The following is a 22,574-nucleotide window of genomic DNA, read 5'->3' as shown; positions in this document are numbered from 1 at the left end:
GAACTTGCCGCCGGCGGCGCGCTCTTAGATCGTCCCGCCTGCGCAACCCCGTTCGCTTTACACGGACCCGTTCATGCTCAACAGCTTGCTTACCCGCGTTTTCGGCAGCCGCAACGACCGCCTGCTGCGCCAACTGCAACGCTCCGTCGTCAAGATCAATGCGCTCGAAGCGGAGATGGAAAAGCTCTCCGACGCCCAGCTGCAGGCCAAGACGCCGGAATTCCAAAAGCGCATCGCCGAAGGCGAAGCGCTGGACAAGCTGCTGCCGGAAGCGTTCGCGGTCTGCCGCGAGGCGTCCAAGCGCGTGCTCGGCATGCGCCACTACGACGTGCAGCTGATCGGCGGCATGGTCCTGCACCTGGGCAAGATCGCGGAAATGCGCACCGGCGAGGGCAAGACCCTGGTCGGCACGCTGCCGGTCTACCTCAACGCCCTGGAAGGCAAGGGCACCCACGTGGTCACGGTCAACGACTACCTGGCGCGGCGCGACTCGGCGTGGATGGGCAAGCTGTACAACTGGCTCGGCCTGAGCGTGGGCGTGGTCTATCCGGGCATGCCGCACAGCGACAAGCACGCCGCTTACGCAAGCGACATCACCTACGGCACCAACAACGAGTTCGGCTTCGACTACCTGCGCGACAACATGGCGCTGTCGAAGGACGACCGCTTCCAGCGCGGCCTGCATTACGCGATCGTCGACGAAGTCGACTCGATCCTGATCGACGAGGCGCGCACGCCGCTGATCATTTCCGGTCCGGCCGACGAGTCGCCGGAGCTGTACATCAAAGTCAACCGCATCGTTCCGACCCTGACCCGGCAGACCGCCGAGGACGGCGAGGGCGATTACTGGGTGGACGAGAAGGGCAAGCAGGTGCACCTGTCCGAAGCCGGCCAGGAGCACGCCGAAGAGCTGCTGCGCAAGGCCGGCATCATCGGCGACGAAGACTCGCTGTACGCCGGCCAGAACATCAGCGTGGTCCATCACCTCAACGCCGCGTTGCGCGCGCACGCGATCTACCAGCGCGACGTCGACTACATCGTTCGCGACGGCGAAGTGGTGATCGTCGACGAATTCACCGGCCGCACCCTGCCGGGCCGACGCTGGTCGGACGGCCTGCACCAGGCGGTGGAAGCGAAGGAAGGCGTGCCGGTCCAGCGCGAGAACCAGACGCTGGCCTCGATCACCTTCCAGAACCTGTTCCGCATGTACAAGAAGCTGGCCGGCATGACCGGTACGGCGGACACCGAAGCCTACGAATTCCAGAGCATCTACGGCCTGGAAGTGATCGTGATTCCGACCAACCGGCCGGCGCAGCGCAAGGATCACTCCGACCAGGTGTTCCTCAACCGCAACGGCAAGTACAGGGCGGTGCTCAACGAGATCAAGGCGGCGCACGAGCGCGGCCAGCCGGTCCTGGTCGGTACGACCTCGATCGAGGTCTCCGAGATGCTGAGCCAGCAGCTGACCGAAGCCGGCGTGAAGCACGAAGTGCTCAACGCCAAGCAGCACGAACGCGAAGCCAACATCATCGCCCAGGCCGGCCGTCCGGGCGCGATCACCATCGCCACCAACATGGCCGGCCGCGGCACCGACATCGTGCTCGGCGGTTCGCTGGAAGCCGAACTGGCCGACCTGGCCGCGCAGAACGGCGGCCAGGCCGTCGACGAAGTCAGCCACCAGCGGCTCAAGGCCGCCTGGCAGGAGCGCCACGATCAGGTCAAGGCCGCCGGCGGCCTGCACATCATCGGCACCGAACGCCACGAGTCGCGCCGCATCGACAACCAGCTGCGCGGCCGCGCCGGCCGCCAGGGCGACCCGGGCTCGTCGCGCTTCTACCTGTCGCTGGAAGACAACCTGATGCGCATCTTCGCCGCCGACTGGGTGCAGAAGGTGATGGCGCGGATGGGCCTGAAGGAAGACGACATCATCGAAAGCCCGCTGGTGACCAAGCAGATCGCCAACGCGCAGCGCAAGGTCGAAGCGCATAACTTCGACATCCGCAAGAACCTGCTCGACTTCGACGACGTCAACAACGACCAGCGCAAGGTCATCTACGGCCAGCGCGACGAGCTGCTGGAAGCCGACAGCGTGCAGGACAACGTCGACGGCATCCGCTTTGATGTGGTCGCCGACCTGGTCCAGCGCCACGTCCCGGCCAACTCGGTCGACGACCAGTGGGACCTGCCGGGCCTGGAAGCGTCGCTGGCGCAGGAGCTCAACGTGCAGGTGCCGTTGGTCGAGACCGCGCGCAAGGCCGAGGAACTGGACGCCGAGACCGTCGCCCAGCAGGTCCAGGACGCGGTGGCCGCGCATTTCTCCGCGCGCGAGCAGCAGCTCGGCAGCGAGACCATGCGCATGCTCGAGAAGCACATCATGCTCAACGTGCTCGATCAGAACTGGAAGGAGCATCTGGCGCGCATGGACTACCTGCGCCAGGGCATCCACCTGCGCGGCTACGCGCAGAAGCAGCCCAAGCAGGAGTACAAGAAGGAAGCCTTCGAGCTGTTCTCGGAGATGCTCGACAAGGTCAAGCGCGAAGTGGTGACCATCCTGGCCCGCGTGCGGATCCAGAGCGAGCAGGAAATCGCCGAGCTGGAGGCTGCCGAGCGCGCCCAGGCCGAGGCGCAGGCGCGGCAGATGCAGTTCCAGCACGCCTCCGCCGGCGGCTTCGGCGCCGACGAAGAGGCCGCGCAGGTGTCCGAGGAAGCCTTCGCCAACGTCGGCCGCAACGATCCCTGCCCCTGCGGCAGCGGCAAGAAGTACAAGCACTGCCATGGGCAGTTGGCCTGAAAGTAGCGGGACTCGGGATCCGGGATTCGGGATTCGTACAGCCGATTCGGCCGCGAGTTCCGATTCAGCCGCAACAAGGGCGGTTTCCGATATTTCCGAGTCCCGAATCCCCAGTCCCGAGTCCCGCGTGGTGGACGTCGTCGCCGGAGTGATCCGCGACGCGCGCGGGCGGGTGTTGCTGACCCGCCGCACCGAGGGCCGGGACCTGGCCGGGTTATGGGAGTTTCCGGGCGGCAAGCGCGAGGCCGGCGAGACGCCGGAGGCGGCCCTGGTCCGCGAGCTGCATGAAGAGCTCGGCATCGAGGTCGAACCCGGCGCCGAGCTGATCCGGGTGCCGCAGGCCTATCCCGACAAGCGACTGGTGCTGGACGTGCGCGAGATCCGCGCCTGGCGCGGTGCGGCGCGCGGCCGCGAGGGCCAGGCCCTGGTCTGGGCGCCGCCGCACAAGCTGGCCAGTTATCCGATGCCGCCGGCCGATCGGCCGGTGGTGGCGGCCTTGCAGCAGGCGCCGGCCTATCTGGTCACGCCGACCCCCGGCGACGACGACGGCGCCTGGCTGGACGCGCTGAGCCGCGCCCTGGCGGGCGGAGTCAAGCGCGTGCACTTGCGCGCGCCCGGGCTCGATGGCGCGCGCTGGCAGCGCCTGGCGGGCGCGGCGGTGCAGCGTTGCCGCGCGGCCAAGGCCGAGGCGCTGATCGGCGGCGACGCCGCGTTGGCGGCCGCGCTCGGCGCCGGCCTGCATCTGCGTGCGGCGCAGTTGCGCGAATTCGACCGTCGGCCGCTCGCCGACGGCTTGCCGTTGGCGGCGTCCTGCCACGATGCCGACGAACTGCGCGCGGCCCAGGCCCTGGGCTGCGACTTCGCCGTGCTCGGTTCGATACACGAGACCCCCAGCCATCCGGGCCGACTGGGCATGGGCTGGGAGTCGTTCGCGCGCCTGCGCGAGTCGGTGTCTCTGCCGATCTATGCCATCGGCGGCCTGGCGCCGGACGATCTGATCCAGGCGCGGCGCCATGGCGCCCAGGGCATCGCCGCGATCCGTTCGCTGTGGCCGGCGGGCTGAGCCCGCCTCCTGCTCAGGCGTCTGCGGCGAGGGCGCGGTAGCGCCGGTCCAGGGCTTCGACCTGGGCCTGTAGCGCGTCCAGCGGGCCGTCGTTGACGATCACGTCGTCGGCGATCGCCAGGCGCGCCTCGCGCGTGGCCTGGGCGGCGATCATGCGCTGGGCCAGCTCGGCGTCGATGCGGTCGCGCTGCATGACCCGCGCCTGTTGCGTCGCGACCGGCACGTCCACGACCAGGATCCGCTGCAGCCAGGGATAGGCCTCGCGGCCGCCGCCTTCGGTCAGCAACGGGATTGCGGCGATGGCGTACGGTCCCGGCGCCTGGCGGCACTGCAACTGCAGCGTCTCGCGCACGCGCGGGTGGACGATGGCTTCCAGTCGCTTGCGGGCGGTTTCGTCGCCGAACACGCGCTGGCGCATCGCGGCGCGGTCGAGGCCGCCGTCGCGGTCGAGCACTTCGGCACCGAAGGCGGCGACGATTTCGGCCAGGCCGGCGCTGCCGGCCGCGACCGCGGCGCGCGCGGCCAGGTCGGCATCGGCGACCGCGACGCCCAGGGCTTGGAAGCGGCGCGTGACCTCGCTCTTGCCCGAGGCCACACCGCCGGTGACGCCGACGCAGAACCCGGCCATCGGCTCAGGCCAGGCCGGAGAAGCGCAGGTAGGCTTGGAGCAGGGAGTCGCCGCTGAAGAACACGATCGCGCCGGCGATGGCCAGGTAGGGGCCGAACGGAATCGGCACGCCCATGTCGCGGCCCTTGACCGCCAGCCAGATCGAACCGATCACCGCGCCGACCAGGGACGACATCAGGATCGTCGGCAGGATGCCTTTGAGCCCGACCCAAGCGCCGATCGCGGCGAGCAGCTTGAAGTCGCCGCCGCCCATGCCTTCGCGCGGGTCTTTGACCCGTTTCACCACGACCTGGTACTGCTTATAGATCCAATTGACCAGCCACAGGCTGAGGTAGCCGGCGATGGCGCCGAGTACCGCCGGCTTGACCGGGAAATACAGGTTGTCGCTGGCGGCGATGATACCCAGCCACATCAGCGGCAAAGTCAGGTTGTCCGGCAGGTACTGGGTGCGCAGGTCGATGCCGGACAGGACGATCAGGAAGCTGGTGAACACCATCGCCCCGAAACCCTGCCAGCCGAAGCCGAAACGGGCCACGCAGGCCAGCATCAGCAGCATGGTGATCAGCTCGACCGCGGGGTACTGCATCGAGATCGGGGTCTTGCAGTGACGGCAGCGCCCGCGCAGCGCCAGGTAGCTGAACACCGGAATGTTCTCGTACCAGGACAACTGGTGCTTGCAGTTCGGGCAGTGCGAGCGCTCGATTACGATCCCCGGCGGCGGCGGATCGTAGACCTCCGGCTGCTCCAGGGCCTCGCGCGCATCCTTCTTCCACTCCCACTCCAATCGCTTGGGCAGGCGCAGGATCACCACGTTGTAGAAGCTGCCCAGCAGCAGTCCGAAACCGGCCACGAGGGGATACCCGAGGCCGGGGTTCTGATCTAGAAATGCCATACGGTCAGGATACTTCGCCGATCAGATCGTCGCAGCAAGTTTGAAGATCGGCAGGTACATGGCCACGACCATGCCGCCGACGATCACGCCGAGCAGGACCATGATCAGCGGTTCGAGCAGGCTGGACAGCGCATCGACGGCGTTGTTGACCTCCTGCTCGTAGAACTCGGCGACCTTGACCAGCATGGTGTCGAGCGCGCCGGCCTCTTCGCCGATCGCGGTCATCTGGATCACCATATGCGGGAACAGGTTGACCTGCTTCATCGCCATATTGACCTGGTAACCGACCGAGACGTCGTCGCGGATCCGGTTCACGGCCTTCTCGTAGACCACGTTGCCGGTGGCGCCGGCGACGGTGTCCAGCGCCTCGACCAGCGGCACGCCGGCGCGAAAGGTCACCGCCAGGGTGCGGGCGAAGCGGGCGATCGCGGCGTTGTGCAGGATCTGCCCGACCACTGGAATCTTCAGCATCAGCCGGTCGAGGAAGTGCGCGAACGCCGGCGAGCGGTTCTTGGCCATGATGAAGGCCACCGCGGCGCCGATCACCAGGAGTAGGATGGCCCACCACCAGGCGATCATGAAATCGCTCATGCCGATCACCATCAAGGTGAAGGCCGGCAGGTCGGCGCCGAAGCTCTTGAACGTCGACTGGAACTGCGGCACCACGAAGATCAGCAGGATCGCGCTGACCAGGATCGCGACCGCGACCACGGTGGCCGGGTAGAACAGCGCCTTCTTGATCTTGCCCTTGAGGGTTTCGATGTTCTCTTTGTAGGTCGCGACCGTGTCGAGCACGGTCTCGAGCACGCCGGCCGATTCGCCGGCCTTGACCAGATTGCGGTACAGCTCGTCGAACTGGACCGGATGCTTGGACATGGCCTCGTACAGCGACAGGCCGCTTTCCAGGTCGGCGCGCACGGCGTTGAGCAGGTTCTTCATCCGCACGTTCTTATGACCCTCGCCGATGATCTCCAGGGCGCCGACGATCGGCACGCCGGACTTCATCATGGTCGCGATCTGGCGGCTGAAGATGGCGATGTCGCCCGGGGTGATGCGCTTGCCGGCCCCGAACAGCGGCTTGCCCTTGGGCTTGACCACGGTCGGGGTGATGCCCTGGCGGCGCAATTCGGCGCGCAGCAGGTTGGCGTTCTTGGCCGCCTGCTCGCCCTTCATCTTGACGCCGCGCTTGTCGGTGCCCTCCCAGACGAATACGTCGAGCGGGTTGGCGCGGCGTGCCTGGGGCTGCGGTTGTTTGGTGGCGGCGCGGGTGGCGGATCGGGTCGCGGACATGGTTTAGTCCTTGGTTACGCGGTTGATTTCGGCCAGGCTGGTGACGCCGTTCATCACCTTGACCAATGCCGAGCGGCGCAGGTCGCGCACGCCCGAGCGCTGGGCGGCTTCGGCGATCTGCATCGCATTGCCGCCTTCGAGCACGATCGCCTGGATTTCTTCGGTCATCGGCATGACCTGGTAGATGCCGGTACGTCCTTTGTAGCCTTCGGTGCAGTCCGGGCATCCGGCCGGCTCGTAAAGCTTGAAGCCGGAGGCGATCTCCTCGGGGGTGAACCCTTCGGCGAGCAGCGCGTGTTCCGGCAGGTGCACCTCGCGCTTGCAGTCGTGCAGACGGCGGGCGAGGCGCTGGGCGATCACCAGGGTGACCGAGGAGGTGATGTTGTACGGCGCCACGCCCATGTTCATGAGTCGGGCGATGGTCTGCGGGGCGTCGTTGGTGTGCAGGGTCGACAGCACCATGTGGCCGGTCTGGGCGGCCTTGATGGCGATCTCGGCGGTCTCCAGGTCGCGGATTTCGCCGACCATGATCACGTCCGGGTCCTGGCGCAGGAAGCTGCGCAGGGCCGCGGCGAAGGTCATGCCGCGCTTGACGTTCATCTGCACCTGGTTGATGCCCGGCACGCGGATTTCGACCGGGTCCTCGACCGTGGAGATGTTGCGCTGCTCGTCGTTGAGGATGTTGAGCGCGGTGTACAGCGACACCGTCTTGCCCGAGCCGGTCGGGCCGGTCACCAGGACCATGCCATAGGGCTTCACCACCGCGCCGACGAACAGCTCCTTCTGGTCGTCCTCGTAGCCGAGCTTCTCGATGCCGAGCCGGGCCGCGCTGCCGTCGAGGATGCGCAGCACGATCTTCTCGCCGAACAGGGTCGGCAAGGTGCTCATGCGGAAGTCGATCTGCTTGGTCTTGGACAGGTTGAGCTTGATGCGCCCGTCCTGCGGCACGCGCTTCTCGGCGATGTCGAGCTGGGCCATGACCTTCAGGCGCGCGGCGATGCGCGCGTGCAGCTTGTTCGGCACCTTGGCGACCTGCTTGAGCAGGCCGTCGATGCGCAGGCGCACCCGGTAGTCGGTTTCGTAGGGCTCGAAGTGGATGTCCGAGGCGCCGCGGCGGATCGCGTCGACCAGCACCTTGTTGACGAACTTCACCACCGGGGTGTCGTCGCCCTTGGCGTCGATGCCGGTGTCGCCGCCGACGTTGGCGAGGTCCTCGTCCTTGCCGATCTCGAGCGTTTCCAGGCCATCGCCGTCGCCGACCGCGGTGGCAAGGTTGTCGGAGCTCTCCAGCCAGCGGTCCAGGGTGCGGCGGATCAGCTCCTCGTCGACCAGGATCGCCTCGACCGCGGCATTGGTCTGGAACTTGATCTCGTCCAGGGCGCCGGTGTTGGTCGGGTCGGCCAGGCCGATGAACAGCTTGTTGCCGCGCTTGAACAGCGGCAGGGCGTTGTGCTTGCGGATCAACTCCTCGCTGATCGCGCGCACGGCCGACTGGCTCGGGTCCATGGCCGAGGGGTCGAACAGGGGCACGCCGAACTCGATCGAGTTGGCGGCCGCCAGCTGCCCCGAAGTGACCAGGCGTTGTTCGGCCAGATAGGTGGCGATCGGCTTACGGTCGGCGCTGGCCGCGGCCATGGCCTCGCGCGCCTTGACCTCGTCCAGGGCGCCGTCCATGACCAGACGCCGGGCAATGCCGGTGATTCCCACCAGATTGGCAGTTGCGATGGACATTGCAGCCCTCAGTTTTCCCCACCCTGACTTTACCTGAATCTCAGCGGTTGGCGAGCTGACCTGTGTCGCTTTTCTGGAGCCGGGTGGTTTGAGCCCCAGCGCACACCGGCTATCCTGCGCCCTGGGGAGGTGACATGCACGTATCCGTAGTATTGCCGGCCAAGAACGAGTCGGAGGGGCTGGGGCGCACCCTGCCTTTGTTGCGCCAGGTCCTGCCTGGGGCCGAGATCATCGTGGTCGACGACGGCTCGACCGACGACACCGCCGCAGTGGCGGCCGAGCTCGGGGCCAAGGTCCTGTCCTCGCCGTATTCCATGGGTAATGGGGCGGCGATCAAGCGCGGCGCCCGCGAGGCCCGCGGCGAGGTCATCGTGTTCATGGACGCCGACGGCCAGCACGACCCAGCCCATATCCCGTTGCTGCTGGAACGCCTGGAGGCCGGTTACGACATGGCGGTCGGGGCGCGCAGCGCGTCCGGCCAGGCCAGCGTCGGCCGGGGCGCCGCCAACGCCCTCTATAACCGCCTCGCCAGTTGGATGACCGGCCACCTGGTCGAGGATCTGACCTCAGGTTTCCGCGCGGTCCGCTCAGCCAAGTTCCGTGAGTTCCTGCACCTGTTGCCGAACGGATTCAGCTACCCGACGACCAGCACCATGGCGTTCTTCCGCAGCGCCTATCCGGTGACCTACGTCCCGGTGGACGTGGCGCGCCGGGTCGGCACCAACAGCCATATCCGGCCGCTGCGCGACGGCGTCCGCTTCCTGCTGATCATCTTCAAGATCGCCACGCTGTATTCGCCGCTCAAGCTGTTCGCCCCGACTGCGGTCGCCTTCACCCTGCTCGGGCTGGGACACTACGCCTGGACTTACGCCATGCACGGGCGGTTCACCAACATGTCGGCGCTGTTGTTGAGCGCCGCCGTCATCGTGTTCCTGATCGGGCTGGTGTCCGAGCAGATCACCAGCCTGACTTACCGCAAGGACTGAAGGCGGAGCATCCGGTGCTGGTTTACCTCGTAGGAACCAAGGCGCAATACATCAAGATGGCTCCGGTCGTCCGCGAGACCATCCGCCAGGGGATCGACTACTCGTTGATCCTCACCGGACAGCACCGCGAGACCTTCGACGAGCTGCAGGGCAACTTCGGCTTGCCCGACCCCGACCTGGTCCTGGTGCCTGGCGAGGAGGCCAAGGACCGCCTGTCCCTGCTGGCCTGGGCGGTGAAGGCCTGGCGCCGCGCAGGCAGTCCCGAACTGCGGCGCGTCTGGGGTCGGACCAGCGCCGTCGTGGTTCACGGCGATACGGCCTCGACCCTGCTCGGGGCGATGATCGGGCGTCGATTCTCGCTGCCGGTGGCACACGTCGAGGCCGGGCTGCGCTCGTTCGATATCTTCCATCCCTTCCCGGAGGAGCTGATCCGGGTCGCGGTGTCCAAGGTCGCGACCTTGCACCTGTGTCCAGACCCGATGGCGATGGCGAACCTGGATCGGGCTGGCGGCCAAAAACTGATGACCCAGGGCAACACCCTGGTCGATGCGATGCGGCTGACGGTGGCCGGCGAGCCCGACGCCGGGCCGCGTGCCGGGCCGCCCTATGCGGTGTTCTCGATGCACCGCCAGGAGAACCTGTTCAATCGCGATCGCTTGAACCGCGCGCTCGCGGTCCTGCAAGCGTTGGGGCGCGACGTCATGCCGGTGCGGTTCGTGCTGCATCCGGTGACCCGGCAACGCCTGGAGAAACTGGGGCTGTTGGCGCAGATCGAGCGATGGCGGGGGGTAAGTCTGGTCGAACGGATGGATTTCGTGTCGTTCGGCCGACTGATCCGCGGCTCGCGCCTGGTCGCAACCGACGGCGGCAGCAACCAGGAAGAGTGCGCGATGCTGGGCATCCCGTGCGTACTGCTGCGCCAGGCCACCGAGCGGCCCGACGGCTTGGACGATTCGGTCCTGCTGGCCGATCTGGACTTGGACAAGATCAAGCAGTTCGCCCAGCGCGCCGCCAGCGAGCCGGGGCGAATCAAGCCGTTGCCCGCGCAGTCGCCGAGCAAGGAAATCGTCACCGCCTTGCGCGGTTACCTGCGCGAGCGCCCGCACTGATGCGCCTGACCGTCCGCTTCGATGTCGACACTTGGTCGTGCGCGCATCGCGGCATGCCCTTTCTGATCGACTTCGCCCAGCGCCTGGATGCGAAGTTCTGCTTCATGGTCAACATGGGCCGGGCGGTGTCCCACGCCCTGTACCTGCGCAATCTGTTCCGTCCGCCGGCGCCGGCCGCCGCGACCGAGCCCCCGGCAGACAAGCTCGGTTCGATGCAGCGCATGGGCTTGGGCGGCTATCTGCGCACGGCGCTGCTGAATCCTGAAGTCGGACTCACCGCCGGCACCATCCTACGACGGGCCGAACGCGAAGGGCATGCGTTGGGTCTGCATGGCGGACGCAACCACGGCGAATGGCAGTGGGGGGCGCAGAACTGGGACACCGAGCGTTTGCGCGACGAAGTCCTTTGGGGCATGCGGGCGTTCGAGCGGGTCGGACTGGAACGTCCGCGCCGGTTCTCTTCGCCGGGCTGGAACTCGCCGCCCGGCCTGCCAGCGGTGCTGGCGCAGTGCGGGTTCGAGGAACTGCACGATCGTCATGAGCCCGGCCTTCCCATCGGCGCGGCCGCGAGCGGCGGCATCCTGCGCGAAATCAATACCGCATTCGCCGGCGAGCCCGGCGGGGTGGGGTACTTCGAAAGCTGCCTGGTGCGCGGCGTGGATGCCGCGAGCGCGGCCGAACGCATCGTTTCCCAGTTGCGGCCCGGGCCTGCGGCGCATGCGGTGGTCTACGACCATCCGGTGTTCTGCGCCGGCATCGGCCGCGATCTGTTCTGCTCCACGTTGCTGGCCTTGCGCGAACGCGGCGTCGGCTTGATTGGCTATGCCTCGGGGAAACCGGCATGAAATCTCATCATTGGGACGCGTTGTTCGACAGCAACATCGAGCTCTATCGTGGCGCCAGGCCGAAGCGGGCCGAACGGGTGCTGGAGTTTCTCCGCGAGATCGACTTGATGCCTGCCTCGCTGCTGGAAATGGGCGCGTTCAGCGGCAAGGACATTCGCTACCTATCGGAGAAGCTGCCGCAGGCGCTGTGCTGCAGTCTGGACAAGGAACGGGGCGTGTTCGATCGCGCTGCATCCGCGGCCACTTCCTGCGTGGTGGCCGATGCCTTCCATATGCCGTTCAGGGATTCGGCGTTCGAAATCACGTTCCACAGCGGCTTGATCGTGGTGTTCGACGACCTTCAATCCGCGAAGATCGTCGAGGAGCAGCTTCGGATCACTTCCGGCTACGCGTTCGTTTTCGCTCACAATCGCTGGAATTTCATCGACGTGATCGTCTCCGCGGCGAAGCGGCTTCGCGGCAATTCCCTGTTCCGCTATCGTCGTTTCACGAAGGGTCTGCTGCGAGGGATGGTTCCCGAAAATGGCGCCCTGGTCCGCATCGAATACGTCGACAACATGCTCGTGAACGCGACCCGGCGGCGTGCGCCGAGGCTCGTGGGCGTCGTTTCGCGCATCGCCGGATTCGCCGACGCAGTGTTGTGCAACGAAATATTGATGATCGTCAAGGCGAAATGAAGCACATCGTTCTCGGCGGGCGTGCGAACGGGCTGGGGATCGCCAGGGCATTGCAGCGCGAGGGCGTCCGGTGCGACGTGCTGGATCTGGACTCGCGCGCCGTCTGCAGCGTCTCCCGCGCGGTAGCGCGCTTCCACCGGCCCGAGCCGACGGACGACGCCGTCAACGCATTGATGCTTTCGCTGCTGGCCGATGGCGGCGGCGTACTCTACTCCACCGACGATCGGTGGAACGCTTATGTCGCCCGCAATCGCGCGATGCTGCAGGCGACCGGCGCGAGGTTTCCTTTCGCCGGCATCGCGGCCATCGAGCGCGTAGCCGACAAGCTCGCTTTGGCCCAGTTGGCGTCCGATGTGCCGGAAACCCGGCCGTATGCCGGAAGCGAACCCGGCCGCGATTGGATCGTCAAGCCGCGCCATCCGTTTACCGGCTTCGAGATACGCAAAAAGGGCGCCGGGGCGGGCGAGATCGAGCGGGGGTATCGGGCCGGCGAGGAGTTCATCGTCCAAAAGCGCTTGAGCGCGCCGCTGGGCGGGCACTTGTCGTTATGCGGCTTGCGTACCGATACGGTGATCGGTAGCGCGGTCTATGCCAAAGCGCTGGAGTATCCGCACCCCGGCGGGACTTCCACGCTTTCGGTGATCCATGAGCGCGGAGAGTTGCATCGCGAGCTGCAGGAGCGCGCTGCGGCGCTGCTGGCCGAACTGGACTATCAGGGGATGTTCGAGATCGAATTCATCCGCTGCTCCGAGAGCGGCCGCTTGTTCGTCATCGATGTGAACCTTCGGTTCTGGCTGCAGCACGAGCTGGCGCGCCTGTTGGGTATCGACTACGCCAATCTTTACCGGCGCTGGCTTTCGGGCGAGGCGGTGAGCGAGCCGGAGCGGTTGCCGGGCGCCGTGGCTTGGGTTCATGAAGGCTTCCCGCTGTCCTTGTTCTCCGACTGGCGCGATTCATTGGCGGCTGTCGGGCACTTGCTGACCCGGCGCTGGATGTTGGCGCATTGGCGATGGAACGATCCCCGACCTTTCGCGAGGTTCCTGGGTGTTTAAGCATTCCTGGCTACGCGCTTCGCTGTTCTTGGCCGCCGTTGCGGGGCTGTTTGCGTACGGCTGGTGCAACCCCCAGGTGGTGCAGCGGGCGTTGGCTTTCGGCTGGGGCAACGTCGGAGTCCTGGCCTTGTCGTACGTCGCGGCGCAGGGCTTGAATGCGTGGATTCTCAAGGCGGGCTTGGAGCCGCCCTATCGGGGCATCGGCTGGTCCGACGCGGCCGGCATCAACATGACTTCGTCGCTTGCCGGCTATCTGACCCCGTTTCGGTTGGGGGGAATGGGCTCGCGACTGGTGATCCTGCGCCTCAAGTATGCAGTAGCGCCCGGGTATGCCATCGGCCAGTTCCTTTTGGTCACGTTGCTGACGATCGGTCTCAGCGCGGTCCTGTTCGTCGCCGCGGCGCTCATCCACGGAGGCGACGTTCTAGTCCGCTACCGGGCGCCGGTGTGGCTCATGGCCGCCGTCGCCGTTGGGGTGGCGTCGACTTGCGCAGCCCTGCTCCACGCGCGCAGCTACGCGTTCCTGCGTTCGTGGTTGCCGCCCGCACTGGTCGGGGTGCACGAGGCGATGGCCCGGCCGTGGCGTTGCCAGGCAAAGATCTTGCTCTTGTTGATCGCGTTCTTCGCACTGCAAGTGCTGCAAACGCAATGGTTGCTGCATGCGGTCGGGCTGCGCGGGGATTGGGTGTTCTCGATCCTGGTCTGCGCGCTGGCCAATCTGATGCTGGTTCTGAGCGTGACCCCGGCGAATCTGGGGGTGAAAGAGGCGCTGCTGGGCTCGCTCGCATTCGTTTTTTCGGTAGACGAGCAGGCTTTCATCGGCGCCTTGCTGGTCGACCGTTTCGTGCAGCTGGGTGTGATGGCTTTGGGGACGGCCGCCTATGCCTGGTTCGCCGGGCGAGATCCCGGCGATACCTAAAGGGCAGGGCGCGAAGGCGCGTGCGTCACTTGCGCCACCGCCCGCGCGCCGCTCGCGAGTTACGGGCGGCGCGCGCCGAACCGTCAGAGCTTGGCCAGCAGGGCTTCGGCCTTGGCCAGTTCCGCCTGCCCGGTCTTATCGTAGGGCTTCATGCGCTGACGCAGCGTGGCCACCAGGCGTTCGGCTTCCGGCTTCATGCCGCGTCCGGCGTAGATCTGCGCCAACAGGACCCCGACCGGCAGGTCGCCGCTGGCGTTCCAGGCCAGTTCGGCCTGCTTCTGCGCGTCGGCAATCTTGCCGGCTTGGAGATAGGTTTCGGCTGCGAGGAAGCGGGTCAGCCATTTGGCCCGGGCGCTATCCGGCTGTCGGGAGGCTCGGCCGAGCATGGATGCAATGGCATCGGCGATATCCGTGTTGGTGACTTCGCCGCAACCTTGCTCCCGCACCACGCGCGCCAGCAATCGCAGCGCAGGAACCTCCGACGTGCTGAGGCTGGGGCGCGCATACGACACTGCGTGCTGCAGTTCCCCCTTGGTGACCGGCTTGCGGCTGATGCAGTCCAGAGTGACCCAGCTGATTCGGCCGACCGCCTGGACGCGCGGGTTCTTGCTGGCCACCAGGTCGGCGAAGGCATCGTAGGAGCCCTGCAGATTGCCTTGGCGCATCGAAATGGTGGCCCGGGTCAATTGCGCGCGCAGCGACCCCGAGTGGTGCTTCAAACCCTGCTCCAGGATCGTGTCTTCGGCTTGCCAGACATTGGCCCGGCCCAGGGTGCCCATCGCGAAGGCTGCGGCGAAGCCGCCGGCGACGAGGAAGCCGAGCTGCTTGGGGCTGAATACGTTGAGCGGCAGATCCTCTGGCAACAGCGCGGTCAGGCCGACCACGGCGAGAATCAGGCCGAAGCCGGGCAGATAATTGCGATGCTCGAAGTACAGCTCCAACGGCAGGATGCCGGATTCGACCGAGTGCGCGACCAGGAAGAAGAACCAGCCGGCGAAAAAGCTCGGCGCCCGCTTGCGCAGCTTGATCGCCAAAGCGCTGATCAGCAGTAGCGCGAGGATCGATATCGCCGTCGTAGGCGGCGAGAACAGGCCGGCCGAGGCGGCGAAGTCGTCGGTGTACAGGCCCATCAGCGGGGTGCGCGGGACCAACAAGGTGCCGACGTAATCCATCAACGCGCGCGATTGCGTCAGCAAGCGTTCGGTCAGGGTGAAGTCGCGTTCGGAGTAGCTGCCGATCAGCTTGTCGGGAGCCAGGAACAGCGCGGCAAAAACGGCGAGGGCGGGCAGAGCCAGAAACACGCCGAAGAACGCTTGACGAATGCGCTTGTGTTCCGGTCGTGCGAGGAAGTAGGCCAGTTCGATCACCAGGCATAGCGCCGGGGCGACGGCGGCGTTCTCCTTGCTCATCAGGCCGGCCGCGACGAACAGCGGAAACAGTAGGAACAAGCTGGGCAGCGCGAGACCGACTCTGCCGGCGGCCAATTGGCGGCGTGCGGCCAGATAGGTCCAAAGCGAGGCCAGGACGAACAAGGTGCTCAGCTGAGCCATGCGCTGTACGGAATAGAGCACGGTGCTGGCGTTGATGGGATGCAGCAACCACAGACCGACTACGACGCTGGCCAGCAGATCCGCACGCGGCGCCAGTCTCGCATCTTCGCTTAGCAGGCGACGGATGACCTGCCACCCGACCAGACCGCACAGCAGATGGACGATGAGGTTGCCGAGCTTGTAGGCGAACGTCGTATGGCCGCCGAAGTAGGCGCTGAGGACGAAGCTGCCCATCGACACCGGCCGGCCCAGCAAGCCGGACTCGTTGCCGAATATCACCGCCTGCCAGGTGGTCTCGCCGGCCAGCCAGCGCTGGATCGGCTCCAGGTTGGGCTGGTCGTCGAAAATGAAGGGGCCGGACAAGCCGGCCCAGTAGGCGACAACGGTGAGCGCCATCGCGGCGAGCAGGATGACTCGAGCAAGCATAGTCCGTTCCGAATTGAGCCCCGGGCCAGACTATACGGAGCGCGTGGCGTTCTGCCGAGTGCCGCGCGGTCGTCGAGTGACTCGCTACTCGTTTTCTGCTCTGAGGTAGGACGGGATTTGACTCTTAGCGGCATTCCGCGGGCACTAGCGTCAGGTTGGTGCCCGCCGCTACGCTGCAGTCCCACTCCACCCGGCCGGCTAAAGCGCTTGGGCGGAGAGTGAAAGTCACCGCGTTGCTGTTCTGCGGCGAGGACACGGCGGTGATCACTCCATTGGCACCGATATCGACGCTTGCGCAGTAGCTCGACGCGATGAAGCTGTAGCCCGTGTTGGCGGCAGTGACCGCTGCGAGGCTGCCACGGTCTTGCGCGGTCTCCGCTACTGCGAGTTTGGCAGCGGCGGCGACGTTAAGGCATTCGGAGTTCTTGGTCCGAGTGGTGTAGTCCAGATAGCCCGGCAAGGCGATGGCGATCAGGATTCCGAGGATCGCGATGACGATCATCAGTTCGATCAAAGTAAAACCCTTTTGCGGCTTCATTACGGTGTCCCCCTGGAGTTTGGCTGTGGCCCGCGTCGGCCGCGATCGGTCCGTCGGCGATCTTGCTCCGTGGTACGCGATACCCATATGGCAAGCATGCTCTGTGCCAATGCATCGCGACGGAGCGCGTAAAAGAGAGCTAAAAAGTGACGTTCATCGCTATTTTTCTCGGTGCGACATAAGTCTGCCGATGAGCGGTATCTCATGGCGTGTAAGCGGTCGTCGCCGGCACGAACCGATTCGCTGGCGCGCTGCGGGAGACAAGGATGAGGGGATATAGCGAGCATCGGCAGAGACGGACGCGCAAAACAAAAGGCCCCGGCTTGCGCCGGGGCCTTCGTTGAAGCAGGCAGTAATCAGACGATTACGGGCGGCACTCGGCCGGGACCTGCGACATCTTGGTACCGGCCGGGACCGAGCAATCCCATTCGATGCGGCCAGCGGCCTGGGTCGGGGTCAGGGTGAAAGCCACCTGCGGACCGCCGGTGCCCGGGGTGTCGCCGTCGGTGGTGGCGATGATCACGCCGGTGCCGGCGGTGATGGTCACGCTGGTGCAGTAGCTGCTGGCGACGAAGCTGTAACCGGTGTTGGTCGCGGTGATCTGGGACAGAGCGCCACGGTCCTGAGCGGTTTCCGACACGGCCAGCTTGGCGGCGGCGGCGACGTTCAGGCACTCGGCGTTCTTGGTGCGAACGGTGTAGTCCTGGTAGGCCGGCAGGGCGATGGCGATCAGGATGCCCAGGATCGCGATGACGATCATCAGTTCGATCAGGGTAAAGCCTTGCTGCTTCTTCATGGTGTATCCCCTAGGAGTGATTGAGTTGCTTCACGTGCCGGCAGGTCCGGTGTTCGGTCCTTCGGCAGCCGTGCGTGCCGCACGTGCACCAGGGAGTACGCATAACCCATGCCAACCGCGTGGCTGCGAAGGCCCCGGTCAGAAACTGGTAGCGAGGTCACGTATCGCTGCCCGGAGCGGTTGTGCGGAGTGACGCGGAAGGTCAGTCACAGGGGCTTCACGGTGACCAAATGTGTCAGGTTGAACATTCGTCGTTAAAAAGCGTGAGCTTTATCGCGCAATGGTTTCGCGATTTGCCGGCGAGGCGCTTGAGCTCGTCGCTCGATTTCGATGTTGCGTGGATGAATCGAGATGTGAATCACATTGCAGGCTGAATACGATGGCCGGAAGCGGTCGTGTTTGCCGTGCGGACGGGGCGGCATTGAGGGCGTACGAACACGCGCATGCCGGCGATCGCGGCACGGCGAGAGAGGGGGGGGGGGCGACCTGTGCCGGATCGGTGCGCGCCGGCGAGCCGCCGGTGCGGTCGCGGAGCAAGCCGGCCTGCGATCCGAAGCGGAATTGGATGGGGACGGGGGGCGGCAGCCAGTGCCGCGGCCGCAGGCGCGCCCGTCGAGGCGATGTGTGGCCGAAGCGGCGGCCGGTGGATGTTTTTGCGGACGACGGCGTTGCCGCCTTCGCCGCAGTGACCGCGGCCGCGGCGAACCGCTGCGGTTCGCCAGGGAGGGGCGTCGCGAGCCGCGACGCACCGGGCCGGGTCAGTCGATGCCGAGCTTCTTGAGCTTGTAGCGCAGGGCGCGGAAGGTGATGCCCAGCGCCGCGGCGGTGCGGGTCTTGTTGTAGCGGTTCTCTTGCAGCGCCTGCTGGATCGCCGCGCGCTCGATCTCCTCGATGTAGGAGGGCAGGGCGCTGGTGGCGGTGTCGCGGGGGTTGAGCGTGCGCGGGTCGACGGCTGCGGGCGCGGCCGGTGCGTTGGAGCCGGCCACTGCGCCGGCGCCGGTCTCGACCGGGGCTCCCTGGGTCGCCAGTCGCGGTAGGCGCAGGTCGCTGGCGTTGAGCACCTCGCCTTCGGCCAGGGCCAGGGCGCGCTCGAGGATGTTCTCCAGCTCGCGCACGTTGCCAGGGAAGCCGTAGGCGCGCAGCGCGTCCAGCGCGTCGTCGCCCAGGCGCGGCACCGCCCGGCCCTGGTTGCCGGCCAGGCGCTGCAGGATCTTGGCGGCCAGGCCGGGCAGGTCGTCGAGGCGCTCGCGCAGCGGCGGCACGCGCAGCTCGATGACGTTGATGCGGTAGTACAAGTCCTGGCGGAAGCGGCCGTCGGCGACCAGGGCGGCGAGGTCCTTGTGGGTCGCCGACAGGATCCGCACGTCGACCACCACCTCGGCCTGGGCGCCGACCGGGCGGATCGATTTCTCCTGGATCGCGCGCAGCAGCTTGACCTGCATCGGCAGCGGCAGCTCGGCGACCTCGTCCAGGAACAGGGTGCCGCCGTCGGCGGCCTGGAACAGGCCGGGCTTGTCGGCGTGGGCGCCGGTGAAGCTGCCTTTCTTGTGGCCGAAGAACTCGCTTTCCATCAGTTCGGCCGGGATCGCGCCGCAGTTGACCGGCACGAACGGGCCGTCGGCGCGGCCGCCTTCGGAATGGATGGTGCGGGCGACCAGTTCCTTGCCCACGCCGGATTCGCCGGCGATATACACCGGCGCCTGGCTGCGCGCGACCTTGGCCAGGGTCTGGCGCAGCTTGATCATCGCCGGAGACTCGCCGTACAGGCGCGAACCGACCGCCTCGCTGGCGCTGCGCCGGGTCTCGTTGAGCTCCAGCGCATGGCGCACCAGATCGCGCAGCACCGCCAGGTCTACAGGTTTGGCGACGAAATCGAAGGCGCCGGCCTTGAGCGCCTCCACCGCGGCTTCGACGTTGCCGAAGGCGGTGATCATCGCGACCGGGGTATTCGGATATTTCTGGCTGATCTCGGCGACCAGCTCCATGCCCGAGCCGTCGGGCAGGCGCATGTCGGTCAGGCACAGATCGTAACGATTGCGCAGCAGCTGACTGCGCGCCTCGCCGATGCCGGACGCGGTGTCGCAACGAAGGCCCATCCGGCCCAAAGTCATGACGAGCAGCTCGCGAATATCGCGTTCGTCGTCGACCACCAATGCACTACGGGTTTCAGCCATGAGCCCTCCACCGACCACGATATCTTAACGTGGCGGTGGCGGCCAAGCATGCTCTGCTTGAATATGTCCGGAATGGGATGCGCAGCGGTACGGTCAACGCGTCGGCAAAGCGCTGGGGCCGGTGAGGCGGATGCGGAAACAACCGCCGCCGCCGGGCACCGGCACATAATCCAGCGAGGCCTGGTTGGCGCGGCAGAGCTCGCGCGCGATATACAGGCCCAGGCCGGTGCCGTGACTGGAGGTGGTGAAGAACGGCCGGAACAGGCGCTCGGCGACCGAATCGGGAATGCCCGGACCGCGGTCGAGCACGTCGATCGCCGGCAGGCCGACGTCGTCGAAATACACGTTCACGGTGACCCGCGCCGGCTGCCCCGGCATGCGTCCGTAGGTCAGGGCGTTGTGCACCAGCACGGTCAGCGCCTGATGCAACTGGCGCGGGTCGACCATGGTCTCGACCCGGTGGTCGGGTCCGGTCGCGCGCAGGGTGTCCTGCTCGATCGGGTGGCTGGCGCGGTATTCGTCGACGAATTGGCGGACGAAACCCATCAGTTCGACGTGCTCGGGCTTGGCCGGCTCGCGCCGGGCCATGCCGAGCACGTTCTCGACGATACCGTTCATGCGCACGCCCTGTTGGCGCACGATCTCGAGCAGGCGGCGGTCGGACACGGCGATGTCGCGCGACTCCTCCAGCAACTGCACGGCGTAGTTGATCGCCGCCAGCGGGTTGCGGATCTCGTGCGCCAGGCTGGCCGAGAAGCGCCCCAGCGCGGCCAGGGTGATCGATTCGGCGTGGCGCGAGACCAGCGAAGTGTCGTCGAGGAAGATCAGAGTCTGGTCGCTGCCGGCGAGCAGGCGGGTGAAGCGCGGCACCACCTCGGGCAGGTCCGGAGCCAGCTGCATCGGGCTTTCGTCGGGCCGGCCCTCGGTGCGCCAACGGCTCAGGCGCCGGGCCAGTTCCGGCGCGGCCAGGGCCAGCACCCGGTGGCCGTGGCGCTGGCCGTCGTACTCGCCGCTGTCGCCGAGCAGCAGCATCGCCGCCTCGTTGGCCAGGCGCAGGCGGCCCTCGCCGTCGACCAGCAGCACGCCGGTGCGCATCCGGCGGATGATCAGTTCGTTGACCTCGGCGTAGTTGGCGGCCTCGGCGCCGCGCCGTTCGGCCAGTTCCTGGCTCTCGCGCATCTGCCGGCCCAGCGCGCTGGTGAGCAGGGCGATCGAGAGGTAGGCCAGGGCGAACATGATCGGCTCGGCGATGGTCCGGCTCAGGCTTTCGCCGCCGATCCAGTTCCAGACCCATTCGCCGATCAGGCCCAGGCAGGCCACGACCGCCGCGCCGATGCCGTAGCGGGCCCGCAGCAGCAGGGCCGCGGCGCCGACGTTGAACATCAGCATCAGGGCGATGCCGGTGCCGGCGCCGGGCAGGGCGTGGATGGCCAGGATGCCGAAGAACAGGTCGCTGGCGATGCCGGAGAAGACCTGGCCGCGCAGCTCGCCGCGGCCGTTGAACAGGAACAGCAGGCCGGCGATGAACAGGTAGGCCAGGGCCAGCGAGCGGGCGAACAGGTCGTGGCGCGGGCTGCCGATCAGGTTTTCGACCGGGCCGAACAGGAAAAACACCAGCAACGCGGCTTCCAGCAGCCGGTACAGGGTGAAGAAATACAGTTCGCGCCGTAGCGCGAGATCGGCATCGGCCGGACTGGAAGGGGCGAGACCTGACGGCAAGCGGAGTTTCCCGGCGCGGGCGGAATGGCACGCAGTATAGGGCGAGCGGCTTGGCCGGACCGGTCCCGATCCTGGCCTTCGCGGCCCCGGCCGGGCGGCACGGGCGGCGGGGTTTTGCTCGGCCCGCCCCGATCGGCGACAATGCGGCCCCCTCGCGCGCGCTCCGGCCCCCTGGCCGCGCGTCCGCGCGGGACGTCTTTCACTCCCCTCGGTGACGCATGAATTTTCACGAATATCAGGCTAAGCAGCTGTTCGCCGACTACGGCATCGCAGTGCCGGCCGGGCGCGTTGCGCGCACTCCGGAAGAAGCGGTCGATGCTGCCAAGGCGATCGGCGGCGACTTCTGGGTCGTCAAGGCGCAGATCCACGCCGGCGGCCGCGGCAAGGCCGGCGGCGTCAAGCTGTCCAAGACCTACGACGAAGTGCGCGAGTACGCCAAGGGCATGCTCGGCACCAAGATGGCCACCTACCAGACCGCCGGCGTCGAGCTGCCGGTCGACAGCGTGCTGGTGACCCAGGCCACCGACATCGCCAAGGAACTGTATCTGTCGGTGCTGGTCGATCGCAGCACCCGCTCGATCACCTTCATCGCCTCGGCCGAAGGCGGCATGGACATCGAGCAGGTCGCTCACGAGAAGCCCGAGGCGATCAAGACCCTGAACGTGAACTACGTCCAGGGCCTGCAGCCCTACGAGTGCCGCAACCTCGGCTTCGACCTGGGCCTGAACGCCAAGCAGGTCGGCCAGCTGACCAAGATCATGCTGGGCCTGTACAAGCTGTTCAACGAAAAGGACCTGGCGCTGGTCGAACTGAACCCGCTGGCGATCCTGACCAACGGCGACCTGGCCGTGCTCGACGGCAAGATCAACTCCGACGACAACGCGACCTTCCGCCACGCCGAACTGGCCGCGATGCGCGACATCCGCCAGGAAGACGAGACCGAGGTCAAGGCCAGCCAGCACGACCTCAACTACGTCACCATGGACGGCAACATCGGCTGCATGGTGAACGGCGCCGGCCTGGCGATGGCGACCATGGACGTGATCTCGCTCAACGGCGGCTCGCCGGCCAACTTCCTCGACGTCGGCGGCGGCGCCACCAAGGAGCGCGTGACCGAGGCGTTCAAGCTGATCCTGAGCTCGGACAAGGTCAAGGCGATCTTCGTCAACATCTTCGGCGGCATCGTCCGCTGCGACATGATCGCCGAAGGCATCATCGCCGCGGTCAAGGAAGTCGACGTCAAGGTCCCGGTGATCGTGCGCCTGGAAGGCACCAACGTCGAAGCCGGCAAGGAACTGCTGAAGAACTCGGGTCTGGCCATCACTGCGGCCGACGACATCAACGACGGCGCGAAGAAGGCGGTTGCCGCCGCCGCCGGTAAGTAAGAG

Annotated in this window: 18 protein-coding genes; 9 read left to right on the top strand and 9 right to left on the bottom strand. The window is 66.7% G+C overall.

Annotated elements, in window-relative coordinates:
- Positions 1-73: 73 nt before the first annotated feature.
- Positions 74-2,791: a preprotein translocase subunit SecA gene (secA, locus tag AC3A57_RS17765; RefSeq protein WP_487580142.1), complete on the top strand. Its 2,718-nt coding sequence runs from the start codon at positions 74-76 to the stop codon at positions 2,789-2,791.
- Between the two features lie 106 nt (positions 2,792-2,897).
- Positions 2,898-3,854, top strand: a complete 957-nt coding sequence (locus tag AC3A57_RS17760) for a Nudix family hydrolase (protein WP_487580302.1) — start codon at positions 2,898-2,900, stop codon at positions 3,852-3,854.
- Positions 3,855-3,867: 13 nt separating this feature from the next.
- Here AC3A57_RS17760 and coaE read toward each other — a convergent pair whose 3' ends face one another.
- From coaE to pilB, 4 genes are read right to left on the bottom strand one after another with little or no spacing between them, the layout of a single operon-like run.
- Positions 3,868-4,482 carry a dephospho-CoA kinase gene (gene coaE, locus AC3A57_RS17755; RefSeq protein WP_487580141.1) on the bottom strand — a complete coding sequence of 205 codons (615 nt, stop codon included), beginning with the start codon at positions 4,480-4,482 and terminating at the stop codon, positions 3,868-3,870.
- Between the two features lie 4 nt (positions 4,483-4,486).
- Positions 4,487-5,374 carry a prepilin peptidase gene (locus AC3A57_RS17750; protein WP_487580140.1) on the bottom strand — a complete coding sequence of 296 codons (888 nt, stop codon included), beginning with the start codon at positions 5,372-5,374 and terminating at the stop codon, positions 4,487-4,489.
- Between the two features lie 21 nt (positions 5,375-5,395).
- Positions 5,396-6,664, bottom strand: coding sequence for a type II secretion system F family protein (locus AC3A57_RS17745; RefSeq protein ID WP_487580139.1), 1,269 nt, complete (start codon positions 6,662-6,664; stop codon positions 5,396-5,398).
- A 3-nt stretch (positions 6,665-6,667) separates the two neighbouring features.
- Positions 6,668-8,395: a type IV-A pilus assembly ATPase PilB gene (pilB, locus tag AC3A57_RS17740; RefSeq protein WP_487580138.1), complete on the bottom strand. Its 1,728-nt coding sequence runs from the start codon at positions 8,393-8,395 to the stop codon at positions 6,668-6,670.
- Between the two features lie 134 nt (positions 8,396-8,529).
- Between pilB and AC3A57_RS17735 the strand changes: the two genes are divergently transcribed.
- From AC3A57_RS17735 to AC3A57_RS17710, 6 genes are read left to right on the top strand one after another with little or no spacing between them, the layout of a single operon-like run.
- Positions 8,530-9,381 (top strand): glycosyltransferase family 2 protein, encoded by an 852-nt coding sequence (locus AC3A57_RS17735; protein ID WP_487580137.1) that lies wholly within the window; start codon positions 8,530-8,532, stop codon positions 9,379-9,381.
- A 14-nt stretch (positions 9,382-9,395) separates the two neighbouring features.
- On the top strand, positions 9,396-10,490 hold the full coding sequence (locus AC3A57_RS17730) for a UDP-N-acetyl glucosamine 2-epimerase (protein ID WP_487580136.1): 1,095 nt from the start codon (positions 9,396-9,398) through the stop codon (positions 10,488-10,490).
- Positions 10,491-10,543: 53 nt separating this feature from the next.
- Entirely contained in the window at positions 10,544-11,335 is a 792-nt protein-coding gene (locus AC3A57_RS17725; protein ID WP_487580135.1) for a polysaccharide deacetylase family protein, read from the top strand.
- Entirely contained in the window at positions 11,332-12,012 is a 681-nt protein-coding gene (locus AC3A57_RS17720) for a hypothetical protein (RefSeq protein ID WP_487580134.1), read from the top strand. Before AC3A57_RS17725 ends, AC3A57_RS17720 begins: the two co-directional genes overlap by 4 nt.
- Complete coding sequence (locus AC3A57_RS17715) at positions 12,009-13,064, top strand: hypothetical protein (protein ID WP_487580133.1); 1,056 nt, start codon at positions 12,009-12,011, stop codon at positions 13,062-13,064. Before AC3A57_RS17720 ends, AC3A57_RS17715 begins: the two co-directional genes overlap by 4 nt.
- A complete protein-coding gene (locus AC3A57_RS17710; protein WP_487580132.1) occupies positions 13,057-13,983 on the top strand; it encodes a lysylphosphatidylglycerol synthase transmembrane domain-containing protein in 927 nt (308 codons plus the stop codon). The genes AC3A57_RS17715 and AC3A57_RS17710 overlap by 8 nt, the downstream gene beginning before the upstream one ends.
- Before the next feature lie 83 nt (positions 13,984-14,066).
- On the opposite strand, the gene AC3A57_RS17705 is transcribed toward AC3A57_RS17710, so the two are convergent.
- From AC3A57_RS17705 to AC3A57_RS17685, 5 genes are all read right to left on the bottom strand, one after another.
- On the bottom strand, positions 14,067-15,959 hold the full coding sequence (locus tag AC3A57_RS17705) for a hypothetical protein (protein ID WP_487580131.1): 1,893 nt from the start codon (positions 15,957-15,959) through the stop codon (positions 14,067-14,069).
- A 124-nt stretch (positions 15,960-16,083) separates the two neighbouring features.
- On the bottom strand, positions 16,084-16,497 hold the full coding sequence (locus tag AC3A57_RS17700; RefSeq protein WP_487580130.1) for a pilin: 414 nt from the start codon (positions 16,495-16,497) through the stop codon (positions 16,084-16,086).
- A gap of 364 nt (positions 16,498-16,861) precedes the next feature.
- Positions 16,862-17,293, bottom strand: a complete 432-nt coding sequence (locus AC3A57_RS17695) for a pilin (protein ID WP_487580129.1) — start codon at positions 17,291-17,293, stop codon at positions 16,862-16,864.
- Between the two features lie 758 nt (positions 17,294-18,051).
- Positions 18,052-19,467 (bottom strand): sigma-54-dependent transcriptional regulator, encoded by a 1,416-nt coding sequence (locus AC3A57_RS17690; protein ID WP_487580128.1) that lies wholly within the window; start codon positions 19,465-19,467, stop codon positions 18,052-18,054.
- Positions 19,468-19,560: 93 nt separating this feature from the next.
- Positions 19,561-21,186 (bottom strand): sensor histidine kinase, encoded by a 1,626-nt coding sequence (locus AC3A57_RS17685; protein WP_487580127.1) that lies wholly within the window; start codon positions 21,184-21,186, stop codon positions 19,561-19,563.
- 218 nt (positions 21,187-21,404) lie between these two features.
- On the opposite strand from AC3A57_RS17685, the gene sucC reads away from it, so the two are divergent.
- Positions 21,405-22,571: an ADP-forming succinate--CoA ligase subunit beta gene (gene sucC / locus AC3A57_RS17680; protein WP_221669760.1), complete on the top strand. Its 1,167-nt coding sequence runs from the start codon at positions 21,405-21,407 to the stop codon at positions 22,569-22,571.
- Positions 22,572-22,574: the final 3 nt, after the last annotated feature.

It is taken from the genome of Lysobacter sp. Soil_C_15 (assembly GCF_057657315.1).
The sequence above is the reverse complement of the archived record's forward strand: the minus strand, read 5'-3'. Positions and strand labels throughout refer to the sequence as shown.